Origin of the sequence: Paenibacillus sp. GCM10027629, assembly GCF_042676425.1 — a bacterium.
Taxonomy (GTDB): Bacteria; Bacillota; Bacilli; order Paenibacillales; family Paenibacillaceae; genus Paenibacillus_K; species Paenibacillus_K terrigena.
This window is the reverse complement of record NZ_JBHTGZ010000003.1, coordinates 137,661-150,611: the sequence shown is the minus strand read 5'-3', so window position 1 is coordinate 150,611 and position 12,951 is coordinate 137,661. Positions and strand designations below refer to the sequence as shown.

The window sequence follows — 12,951 nt, the reverse complement described above, 5'->3', positions numbered from 1 at the left end:
ACAATGCTTCACACGTTGTTTGCATGTCATTGTGTATTCTGATCATAGTGTTTTAGCTGGACAAAATTAACTGCAAAAATGATGGAAAACGACATATTTGATAGAAATCATCCTATTAAATTTTGACTTTTCTCGAAAAAAACAAGGGTTTAAGCAATAGCAATCAAAATGAAGATCACCTGCGCCGCTTCAGCACGTGATGAAATTCCCTTCGGGACGAACTTGTCTTGTGAGCGTCCTTTGATGAGCTGTAGCTCAGCCGCTGCACTCACCGCGTTCACCGCCCATGGCGATACCTTATTCATATCTTTAAATCCAGGTGCTATAGAGGAGCCAAACGATTGACCGCTCATCAATTCGTATGCTTTCATTGTCATGGTGACCATTTCCTCTCGGGTTATTAGCCCTTTTGGATCAAAGCTAGTAGCGCTCTTCCCAGTCACGATTCCGGCCTTGAACGCCTTGGCGACCGCATCGGCGAACCAATCACCAGCTTTGACGTCCGCGAATTGAAGTTCTGCCTTATCATTCAGCTTCAAAGCTTTTACCATCATCGCCACGAATTCTGCACGAGTAATAGCGCGTTCTGGCTCGAATGTGTTCGCGCTAGTCCCGCTGATAATTTGCTTCGCCTCCAGCTCTGCAATCACATCGTAGGCCCAGTGGGTCGATGGAAGATCCGTAAACTTATGAACTGAACCGCCCTTTCCGCCTCCGTTGTTGCCGTTACCATTGCCGTTACCGTTACCATTGTTGCCATTGCCATTACCGTTACCGTTACCATTACCATTACCATTACCGTTGCCATTGTTGCCGGTATTCGAAATCGCGACCGTCGTCTTAACGCCAACTTGTTGCGACTTGGAAGCTATTTGACTGTCTACCAGCTTTAAATCTGTTAATTCAATGTTGGCATCTCCCGAATTTTTAGCGACGAAATTGATCGTGACAAACGTGATATTGCCTTTATCGCCAGGCACATCCCCCAGCTTGGTATAAGCGAATTTGATATGCCCGCGAGAAGTCTCACCCGCAGTAAACCCGAATCCACTAGCGCCCGCACTCACGCCCTGATACGTCAGCTTATCCGAATCATAATCAACATTCACTTCGTAACCGTAAACATCTGTCATATCCTTCCCTTTCACGGTAACGGAGAACTTGTCATCTTTCGCAATATGATTCTTCGAAATTGATAAAGAATAGGAGGGTTCGTTCGCTGCTAGAGCAACCTGCGGCAGTAAAGATAGGAATAATACGAAGGACAGGCTGTAAGATAGAAGTTTACGTCTCATGGATTTCAATACCCCTCTCATCTATGGAAGGACGGCATCCAGCCATCCTCCCTATCACTGTGCAATATTTAATAGATTTCCCTCGAAAAAATTAGATTGAAGCCACTGTGCAATTCGCCTCCAGCAGTCCCTCGGAGGATGCACTTATGACGATCTCACCCGCTTCTTCCATCGATTGAACAATAAGTAGACAGCTACCGTTGAACGCTTTTCTTCGATTGGATTTATCGGGCTCGTGACTGCTTGGGTTTCCGTTGCCAACGCCTAAGATCTTCCCTTTTCCTTCTACAGTGAAAGAGATTTCATGATCCGCCGTAGGTACAACGCGTCCATGCTCATCCACCACATACGCTCGAATGATAGCCACGTCACATCCGTCGGATTGCATTTGGGTGCGATTCGGCACCAGCTTCACCGCATACGGGGCATCCGTTGTTGTAACAACGGCGCGCGCTCCCTCCACCGAGCCATTCCGGCCGATCGCCACCAGCTCACCCGGCGCGTACTTCACGGTCCATTCCAAATGCGAGGCGCGTACCATTTCTAGATCCCCTAAGCTTACGCCGTTATGCAACAATTCGACGCGTTCACAGTTGCTGTACACCCATACTTCGATGTCCTGTCCTTCCTTGTCCGGCCAATTCCAATGCGGCATAATATGCACGATCGGCTCCTCCGTCCAAGCCGACTTCAAATAGAAGTAGTTGTCCTTCGGGAACCCACATGTATCCATCACGCCGAAATGAGAGTTGATGTTTGGCCATTCATAAGGCGTAGGCTCGCCCCTGTAATCAAATCCTGTCCAAATGAACACGCCGGAAAGAAAAGGGTTCTCGACGACATCGCGCCATGCTTTCTCCACGGAGCAGCTCCATTCAGGAATGTGGATGCCGTATTCCGGACAATACCCTTGAACATCATCCCGTTCATAAATCCCGCGGGTTACCGTACAGCTCGCACTTTCGCTGCCGATCATCTTCCGTGAAGGAAATTGCTGATGGTCACGAATATCTTGATCTTCCCGCTGACCGTAGTTATAGCCGACAATATCGACGCCATCGCTATATCCTCCGTCATTCCATCCATGATTCATCGCGGCAAGCGTCGGTCTCGTCGAATCGATGCTCCGCGTGATCGAAGCTAACGTTCTTAGCATGCGCGCGCCCATGACGGTCCCTTCCAGAATTTCTTCATTTTCCATGCTCCAAAGGATGATGCTGGGGTGGTTACGGCCGCGATACAACATAAACTTCAAATCCTCAATCCCGTTCGGCGAAATATCCAGCTTCCTATTCTCCTCCACAACCAGCATGCCTAATTGGTCACAGAGATCCAGAAGCTCTGGCGTTGCCGTATGATGGGCGCTCCGATAGGCATTGCACCCCATCTCTTTCAGCAATTTAAGCTTGTAAGCAATCAGTTGATCCGGCAACGCTACACCTACGCCCGCAAAATCCTGATGGTTACAGGTGCCTTTAATCGGATAATGCTTCCCGTTCAGGTAGAAGCCTGAATCCGCTGTAAATTCAATCGTTCGAATACCAAAGCTCGTCCGGTAAACGTCACGTAGCCCTGCTTCATCGTAGACTTCCGACATGACATAGTAAAGGTAAGGTGATTCCGGCGACCAAAGCTCGGGATGATCGATGCGAACTACCTGTTCGAACGTCCCTTGCCGTTCAAATGGAATGTCCATGTTGCTAGAACCTTCCCCTACGATATTTCCTTCTGCATCATAGATCTTCGATACGAGTCTACAAGCTTTGTCTGCAAAATACGCATTCTTCACGACCGTGACGATGGAAATTTCAGCTTGCTCTTCGCTAACCACAGGCGTCGTCACATACGTTCCGAACCGGTCTACATGAAGCCGATCCGTTACCGTTAACCAAGTATGCCGATAGATGCCGGCCCCCTCATACCACCAGCCCTCATAATCGGACGCATCCACTTTGACCAAGACAACATTTTTGCCTTCGATGCCATAACGCGCAATATCCGTAATATCGTAGCCAAAGCCTGTGTACCCGCTTGCGTGCGTGCCCAGCAAATGACCGTTTACCCAGACTGTACTGTTACGAAATACACCGTCAAACTCAAGCGTTAATTTCTTGCCTTCAAGCTCCTGCTGAATGTCGAACACTTTCCTGTAAAAACCAACGTCGGCAGATAGATAGCCATGGCTTTTGTGGTGCTTGACTTTGCCTCCATCATTCACATACTCTCCCTCAACACACCAATCATGGGGCAAGCTAACTGCTTTCCACGCTTCCGGATCAATTTGCGAAGGTTCTCTTTCGTCAAAGTAGGCGATCTTCAGCCATTCTCCATCTTCGATATCCTCGCAATCGGTAATGCCTCCCGTCATACCGCCCTTCACGGCATGCATGATCGGCAAATCTCCTTGATGGAACATCCATCCTTTGTCGAAACTTTCCTTTAATCTATTGATATCAGCCATATTAACTCTCCTTGTATCATGTTGAACCATGTTCCGATAATTGCTTGGATAATTTTATTGCCTGGGGAATAAATTGATTGAAGTATTTGTTGATGACATTCTCCGCCAGATCCGTGAACCCGCATTTTTGGGTAGCACAATAACTCCGGTTACTTGAATAGATTGTTGATTCGTATCCGGAGTTATCGTTTCTTGATTCTAACTTAATGCTCGTCCATTTCTATTTGCCGTTCGCAGCCTTCCATTCATCAATTTGCTTTTGAGCATCTGTAATTAATGCGTCTATACCCGCTGCTTTCAGTTTTTCCAGTAATTCTGGAACTGTTTTTTCAGGGTCTTGCGTTCCAGTATAGATGATCGAAAGATACTCATTCATGATGGCATTGACCTGCGCATTCTCTCTTTTCTTATCATCTGCATTGTATAGGAAACCAAGAAGCGGCGAAGTTATAGAGTCGTCATTCGCTTTTTTCATTTGATCCCACGTATCTGCCGGTTGACCTTTTTGCACATATGCATTGAACCAGCTACCGAATTCCCATGCATTGTTCGGATTGTAAGCCGAATCCTTGACAATTTCGACAGTGTTCTCGTCTACTTTCGTATAATGCTTACCCTCAATGCCGTACGTAACCAAGTTGTAAAGCTCCTTATCCTCAAAAAGTAGATCAAGCAGCATCATTGCTCTTTCCGGATTTTTACTATTTTTGTTAATTCCCGTCATTGCAGCAATAACAGAACCTGTATTTACAAATTGCGGTACGGGTTTTCCTTGAACGACCGGATATCCTAAATCCGTACTTGCACCAGATTCACTTCCAGGACCATATCCGCCTGTCACTACCACATATTTACCAGTCTTCGCCTCTGCTTTCTCATCTTTTAACGCAGCGGCATCTTTGCGGATATAACCTTTTTCGTACCATTCTCTGAACATCTTGGCTTGTGCCATAAACTCTGGACTTTCCAACAAGTTGAATACCTTAAACGCAGGATCATCGGTGCGAATGCCCAGCGGATTTACACTGTTCCCTTGCACCTGGTCAACCGTCATACCTTTTTCATTATCGTACAATTCAAACATGTGCGTAATGTTGCCTGTTGCCAAATAAGGTGTGATGCCAGGTTCACCCTGTTTCACTTGCCCAAGAAAAGGCGTTATATCTGCATACTTCTTAATTTTTGTTGTGTCCAGAGCATATTTGTCAGCCAGGTCTTTCTTGATGTTTAAACCTCTGCCGATCGCGTAAATCTGATAATTTAATACGCCATATGTTTTTCCGTTCACCTTTGCAGCAGGCCAGTACTTTTCAGGTACTTGCTCCAAAATATGTTTACCGTATTTTTGCAGCAGATCATCCAGCGGCAGCAAAGCCCCTTTAGATACGTTCTGCGTGTAGTTATTCGCCCAAGACGACGTGAAAGCAAGGTCGTACGGCTCTCCGGAAGAGGTGATGACGTTCATTTTCTGATCGTACGCCCCCCAATCGATCGTGTTGATAGTTAAGGTTGCATTGATCTTTTCTTTCAAAATTTTATTGATTTCATCCGTGACAAGCTGTTGGTCCTTCTGAGGCGTTCCCACGACATACCATGTTAAATTCACGGGGTCTAATGTTTGATTTCCTTCCGCATCCGTTGTTGATGCTTGCGTCGGCGTGTCCGCTTTCGCAGCATCTTGATTCGCAGATTTGGATCCGCAGCCCGATAACATAGCGGTCGTAAGCAAACCCACCGTTAATAGTAAACATAATGTCTTTGGCATCTTTCTGATTTTCATTGCTGAACCCTCCTGAATATCATTCTCTTTATCTATTGCATACTGTTGCCAGTATTACAACCCTTCATCGGATCTTTTACCCCTTGACAGAACCTACTGTAATGCCTTTGACGAAATATTTGTTCGCAAACGGGAAGATGAACATCATTGGGCCTGCCGCCAGCACACAAATCGCCATTCTCGCAGATTGGTCCGGCATCGCAACGCCCTGCAATAGTCCCATGGAAGCGGCTACAGAATTCCTTAGATAATCCGCGTTCGACATAATCCGCCAGAGCAGAAATTGAAGCGACACATATTCACTATTCTGAATAAACATCAGGCTTAAATAATAGTCATTCCAATACATGAGTAGGATGAACAGCGACACGGTGACAATGCCGGGCAGTGTAATCGGGACAACGATGCTGAAGAATACACGGTATTCGCTGGCGCCGTCCAATTTGCCCGATTCGATAATCGCTGGAGCAATATCGGACATGAAACCTTTCATAATCAATACAAACATCGGCATAACCAAGTAAGGAGCAATGAGAACCCAAATCGTATCAGACATATGCAGAACGCGAGAAATAATAATATACCAAGGTACCAATCCACCGCTGACTAACATCGTAAGGAATACATACAGTGAAGTTTTCTGTGCATACGGATAGTCTTTACGCGACATCACATAGGCCAGCATGGTGGTGATGATAATGCTGAAGATCGTACCTACGATACATACGAAAATCGTTACACCATAAGAGGTTAGAAGCTGACCTGGGTCTGCAAAAATAAACTTGTATGCAGTGAAATCTATTTTCTCTGGAATCAAGCTGTATCCCTGCTTCATAATGCTCTCTTCGCTGGAGAGAGAGACGGACACAACTAGAATTAACGGCAGTATACAGATGAGTGAGAATCCAAGCAAAATGATATGTGAGATGATTTTGAATACCGGAAAGCCCCGGTTAATGACTGAACTAGACATAGACAACCACCTTAAAATACGGAATTTTCTGAGTCGAATTTACGAATAAGACCGTTGACGATCAGGACCAATACGAGACCAACAATCGATTGATATACGCCGGCAGCCGAAGCCATGCCAATATCACCGAGTGATTTCAAGGATCTGTACACGTACGTATCAATAACATCTGTCGTGGCATAGAGCAGCGACGAATCTCGAGGAATCTGATAGAACATGTCGAAATTCCCTACGAAAATTTTGCCGACCTGCATGAGCACCATCAGGATGATGAGCGGCTTCAATAACGGAAGCGAAATGCTCTTGATCAGCTGCCATCTGCTCGCGCCGTCTACTCTCGCTGCCTCGTAATATTCTTCATTAATGCCAAGGAGACCCGTGAAATAGATGATCGTATAATAACCGGCATTCTTCCATACATACGTTAAAACGAGCAGCGGAGGCCAATATTTCGCATCGTTATACCAGAGTACGGCATCCTTCCCGAACCACTCTAGGATCGTGTTCACTAATCCATGCTCCATATCGAACATGGCTAAGAAAATGTAGCTGACCACCGTAAAAGATAGGAAATACGGCAGGAACAGCACCGTTTGATAGAACTTCACGGATGATCGTCTCATTTCATTCAGCATTAATGCGAATGCGACAGCGACGATCAGTAAGACAACGATAAAGGCCACATTGTATAAGACCGTATTTCTGGTGATCCGCCATGCATCCTGTGAGAACAAATATTTGAAGTTATCGAATCCCACCCAAGGGCTATCCCAGAAACCTAAATCAATTTTATAATCCTTGAAGGGCAGCAGGATACCGTATAGTGGCATATAACTGAATACGAATAACAGCAGCACGCCCGGAAGGGATAAAATGAATAGTTGTCTGTACCTCATGAAGGTTTTGATGAAGCTAGAACTTCGCAATGCCAATTCACTCCTTGTTGTTCGTTATTTCTCTTGCTAGTTCGAATCATAGAGCGAATCGCGATCCAAGAACACTGTCGAATTTAATTAATCCAGCAAATCCATCCTGTAAAATTTGATTTTTCCTGCATTTCAGGTGTAAATCGACATAAAAAACGCCGTTCAATCCCATAGGAATCTGAGCGGCGATGTAATTTTTAAGCTTTTCTATCGAAAGTTATTCTATTGCAAGATCGCCTTGGCTACGATCGCAAGGTCCTCAATATCAATCTTGCCGTCTTTATTGACATCCGCTTTCGGATTCCAGCCCGACTGACCTTCTTGTTTGCCGTACGCTGCTGCAACGATCGCCAAGTCTCCGATCGTGATGCCGTCTTTTCCATTGACATCGGCGGAGATTTTCTTACTTTCAAACACTTGAATGGCCGCTTCTAGTAGGGATTTCGCATTATCCACCTGCTGTTGCCTAGCGTTCGGATCGTTAGCTGTCGCTTTCGCCGCATTAATGGTCGACTGCAATTGCGCTTTGGATCCAACCGCATACAGACCGTGCCCGTTTCCTTCTACGGCTGCATCGTGCTTAGTCTGAGCGCTAGCGATCGTAGCATTCAAGAGAGACTTATCTACAGAGGTACTGATTTGCAGCTTGTGGGAGTATCCATTAACTTGCAGCTCATTCCCTTCACTGTTCGCAATGACTACATCGCCTGCCGAAACGGTCGTATCGGTTGCTTTGGTATCGGATTTCACCGTGAATTTGAATTTCAACAAATCTCCTTGGGCAGGCACACCTTGGTTCGCACCCACGCTGGCAGCCACAATCCGGATGTATCCCGGCACCATTTCCTTCTGTTCAATAACCTTAAATTCATCGTTCAGTGATGTAACCGAATCGAACTTCACATTCGCCGGATCATAATGAAGCGTCAAATCTTGCGCATACATTTGCTGATATACGCTTTGCGTAACGTTGCTGAGTCCCATCGTGACATCGAATGTTTGGCCAGGGGCGACTTGATGTTCACCTGTTAATGTAGATTGAGGCATCGTTGATGCTTGAAGCACAGTCACTTGGATGCTCGTTGTCAAGGCTACGTTGTTCGGATTAATTACCCCTTCCGGCAAAGTTACCGTTCCATTTACGATGAAGGTCTGTGCCGTCTTTTGAGCTGGATCATAGCTTGATCCGTCTACATTCCATGTTACATCGGCATTCACATTCCCCGAATTTGTGACCAGAACGACTTGTCCAGGCAATCCAAGAGCCACCGCTGTTTTTGCCGTGCCATTCGCCAGCCCCGTTATATCGGCCGGCGCTGTGATTCCGCTCAGTGCCGAATCTTGGTAAACCTTCAATGCATCAAATACCAACCAGTACCCGGACTTCTTCACCACTTTGATCGTATGTGTTCCGCTCGCAAGACTTTTGTTGCTATAAAGCACCGACTGTGGAATATAGCTCGAAGCAGTACCGCTTACCGTTTGCATAAGATTTCCATCAATATAAACGTCTTGATTCCCAAGATCCACGTTCTTAGCTCCGATATAATCGATACCCGTTCCTGTGAATGTAAATTGGAAGTAATCTCCGTTATTCTGCGTTTGGTGCACATCGTTCATATAATCGCCTTTACCTCTATTTTGCGAGTAAGAAAACGACCCGGTATAAGAGATTGCTGGATCATTATCATTCACATTCAGAACTGCACTGGCTTTGCTTACGGTAACGCTAATGCTTGTTGCCAACGATACATGATTAGGATTGGTAACCCCCGGAGGCAAAGTTACCGTTCCATTTACGATGAAGGTCTGTGCCGTCTTTAGCGTTGGATCATAGCTTGAAGCCTGTACATTCCATGTCACATTCGCATTCATGCTTCCTGCATCCATAACCATTTCTACGGTGGCAGGCAATCCAAGGGCTATTGCCGTCTTTGCTGTACCGTTCGCCACGCCTGTCATGTTAGCTGGCGCGGTGATTCCCACAACCTGCCGCTCTTTCATTGATTCTGCAAATACATTAACCTCCGCAGCCGACGCCCAGCCGCTCACGCCCGCTGTTGCTTCGAGCTTGACATATGATGCATTTGTCACAGTAAATGTTGCGATTTTCTCCGTAGCGTCGTTTGCCCAGCTTCCGGTTGCAACCTTGGTAAAGGTCGTTCCATCCGTACTTACATAAATATTGTAGCCTGTAATATTTCCGTTGCCGCCATCTGGCCTTGGCAATACCGTAACTTTATTAATATTGTCGTATGTTCCTCCAAGGTTTAAGGTAATCGATTGCGGGAGCGCATCGGATTTATTCCACTTCGTATGCCATATCGACTGCGGATTCCCGTCAATCGCATTGAATGCCACATCTTTTCCAGCCTCCTCGCTTGTCGCTGTTGCTATCATTTGCTTCTGAGGAATTCTATTTACGTTAACTTTAATCCTGGTTGACAAGGATACAGCATTCGGATTCTCAATACCATCTGGCAAAGTTACGGTACCATTGACTGTAAAGCTCTGGTGTCCTTTTCGCGCTGGATCGTAGCTTGCGTTGGTTACATCCCATACAACTACTCCTTTCGTTTTATTCTGGTTCGTAACTAGTTGCACATTGGAAGGCAGCGCTAACGCTTCTGCCGTCTTTGCCGTACCCATCTCTATGTCTGTGATTGCTGCAGGTGGTGTAATACTTACAAGCGTCACTTTTTGCAATCCGCCTGTTGGCTTCAATTCATAGGATGAATTCGCTTTGGTAGACACCGTGTAGACATCGCCTAAATTATTCGTACTCTTCGTTGCACTAATCCGTGCGCCGTCTTCATAGACCTCTACCTCTTGTCCCGGCCATGGGTTCAGAACGGAGAGAGCCTTTCCTTTCTCACTGAATATATTGACATACGTCGTTTGACCAAGCTCATTTTGATTAGCATCTACCAAAAATCCACCTTTCGCTCTTAAGCGAGTGAATTCAGCCTTTTGATCTGTGTGCCAATTCGCAAAAACATGGATAAAATCCTGATTGCTCTGCAATAGAGAATGCGTGATATTATTATAGAGCAAGGATGACTGAACAGTGCCGCCTACTGTATTATTGTTACGAATGCCCGTCCAATCTCCAACAGATCGATCTATAATCCCTTTTGTCAAAAAGTCAGTGATTTTCTTAATGTCATAACCAACATTGGTTGCAATCATAGCAGAACGATCCTCTTTATCGTTGTCATATTGCCAAGGTATAACATATTCAACATAATTTTTAGTATATTCTAGTAACTTAGGATCTGATGCCATTCCTACTAAATCATACAAATAAGTCGTATGAATGATCGGGAAACGCTGCCCATCGGGCTTAAGTCCATCTGCAGCAACAAATGTTATTTTACCTGCACCTGGTCTCCCCTCCGGGATTACAGCTGTCGGCAACGGAGATAATTTATCATAGAATTGTTGCCATTGGGCACGCTTATCCGCATCCACACCTAACGATTCACTTGCCTTAATCGCTTTCTCAAATGCAAAGTATGCAGATGCCAAATCCAGGAACGAGTTCTTTTGAAGATGATGTCCTTCAACGGTAGCCCCGCCAATAATATACTTACCCGTAGCTGGATTAAGTATTGCATAATCTTCAAAGAATTCCGTCAAATCGACGAGTTTACTATATAATTCTTTCTTTAAATACTCATCATCACCGGTATATTCCCAATATCTTACCATTGGAACTAGTCCCAATGATGCATTTGCTATCGATGCAAAGTAATCTGAACTGCTGTTGAAATGCTCCGTTCTACGCCCCCAAGGTGCAATATGTGTTGGGATTAGTACACCTCTTACTCCTTTAGTAAATTTAGGATACCAGTCGCTATTATTAATAACATAATTCATTTCCTTAGGGTCGGACGCAAGTGACCGGCCTACTTCCCAGAAGTCATTAATGAGCTTCGTGTAATTGTTGATATAACCAAGCCGATTTGCTACAATCGCTGCGTTTGGTGCTCGCTGCATATCGGCATTCATTGCATAATCTCCCTGCCAGTTTGAGTTTGGATTCCCAGTCCAAGGAAATTGATTGCCAGCCAATACTCCGCCATTATTGTCACTTTGAGCATCCAACGAAGCTCCCATCATGTACAATTGGCCATAATACACTCTTTCAAATAAAGCAGATTCAGCATCCAGCTTGATGAAGGACTTTAACCAGAAGTTTTTCCACCATTCCAGATGTTTTTCCTTGATACTTTGCAACTTCTCTTTGGTATTAATCGACAATATATGCTGTTTGGCATCATCTAGTGAAGTAGTGGAACTTTTCCCACCCTCAATTGCGGCAATGACAGTTACTGTTTCATCGGCAGTCAAATCAAATTTTGCCATGCTTGTTTGCTCATTAACTTTGCTTAATACAGCTTCCTTACCCATCACCTTTAAGGCTGTGGAAATATCAACGTGATCATTGTATTTATTCGAAACCAAGTGTTTGGTTACTGTAATAAGTTGGTTATCATTATCAACTGCTGAATTAAAGGAACTACCGCTATACGATTTATCAGCAGCAACGGCGCTAACACCAACCGTTATATTTGCTTCCGTCGTATTCGTTATTTCAGTAACGATCAGATTTTGTGTTGCTGATAGCCACGTTTTCGTTTCAAATCCTTTTTCAGAGACAGCGTTTACAATTCCATCTTTCATACTTTGGTCATATCTAAATACATTACTTCCTGACCCCGTATCCAACCTTTCATATGTGATCCTACCATAAGTAGTATTATGATGATCTCTGCCGCCTACAGGAGAATCCTCCCACGCATCCGATCTAGATATAAAGATTTGTTGCTTATTTTTATCTCCACCCATAAATGCAAGTACCGTGCCATTCCCCATTAGAGGTCCGTCTGGTGTAAGGCTTGTGGTGTTACTAATACTGGGAAGTTCTGTATAGGTTACAGGGTATCGATCTAGAATTCCACTTACCTCTAGCCATTCTGTATCTAGTTTCTCATTTGAATCATTAGCCTTTACACTTGTAGCTTTCGCTTCCTGTGGTATTAAAGCATTTGTAGCAATCATGATTGTAACTAGTGATAACACAATGTACTTCTTGAATTTAACCATTCTCCATACTCCTTCGCATAAAAGAATTTTAGAGATATCACTTCAAATTGCAAAAATAGTACTAACCAAAATTCAACATACAAGCTGGAAGGTTATTCAGGATTATTCTGCTAGATTTATGAATTGCCTACTACATCGTAGTGCACATGATATGACTATACCATGACATCCCCCCTATCATTGATCTAATCAACCACTTATCAATTAAGCGCTTACATTAACGGTTTAAGTAATCAAATTGAAGATCACCTGCGTCGCTTTCAGCACTTGATGATATTCCCTTCGGGACGAACTTGTCTTGTGAGCGTCCTTTGATGAGCTGTAACTCAGCCACCGCGCTCACCAAGTTCACCGTCAATGGCAATACCTTATTCATATCTGTATATCCAGGGGGCCGTATAGGTGCC

General features: G+C 44.8%; 6 protein-coding genes. All 6 read right to left on the bottom strand.

Annotated elements, in window-relative coordinates; genetic code table 11:
• Positions 1–149: 149 nt before the first annotated feature.
• A complete protein-coding gene (locus ACFQZR_RS01550) occupies positions 150–1,295 on the bottom strand; it encodes an S-layer homology domain-containing protein (RefSeq protein WP_379342214.1) in 1,146 nt (381 codons plus the stop codon).
• A gap of 91 nt (positions 1,296–1,386) precedes the next feature.
• Positions 1,387–3,756: a beta-galactosidase GalA gene (gene galA / locus ACFQZR_RS01545; protein ID WP_379342212.1), complete on the bottom strand. Its 2,370-nt coding sequence runs from the start codon at positions 3,754–3,756 to the stop codon at positions 1,387–1,389.
• Between the two features lie 220 nt (positions 3,757–3,976).
• The gene (locus tag ACFQZR_RS01540) at positions 3,977–5,536 is read right to left on the bottom strand and encodes an ABC transporter substrate-binding protein (protein ID WP_379342210.1); all 1,560 of its coding nucleotides are present in this window, start codon (positions 5,534–5,536) and stop codon (positions 3,977–3,979) included.
• A 76-nt stretch (positions 5,537–5,612) separates the two neighbouring features.
• Positions 5,613–6,509, bottom strand: coding sequence for a carbohydrate ABC transporter permease (locus ACFQZR_RS01535; protein ID WP_379342208.1), 897 nt, complete (start codon positions 6,507–6,509; stop codon positions 5,613–5,615).
• A gap of 11 nt (positions 6,510–6,520) precedes the next feature.
• Positions 6,521–7,405: an ABC transporter permease gene (locus tag ACFQZR_RS01530; RefSeq protein WP_379342206.1), complete on the bottom strand. Its 885-nt coding sequence runs from the start codon at positions 7,403–7,405 to the stop codon at positions 6,521–6,523.
• Positions 7,406–7,657: 252 nt separating this feature from the next.
• A complete protein-coding gene (locus ACFQZR_RS01525) occupies positions 7,658–12,544 on the bottom strand; it encodes a discoidin domain-containing protein (RefSeq protein ID WP_379342204.1) in 4,887 nt (1,628 codons plus the stop codon).
• Positions 12,545–12,951: the final 407 nt, after the last annotated feature.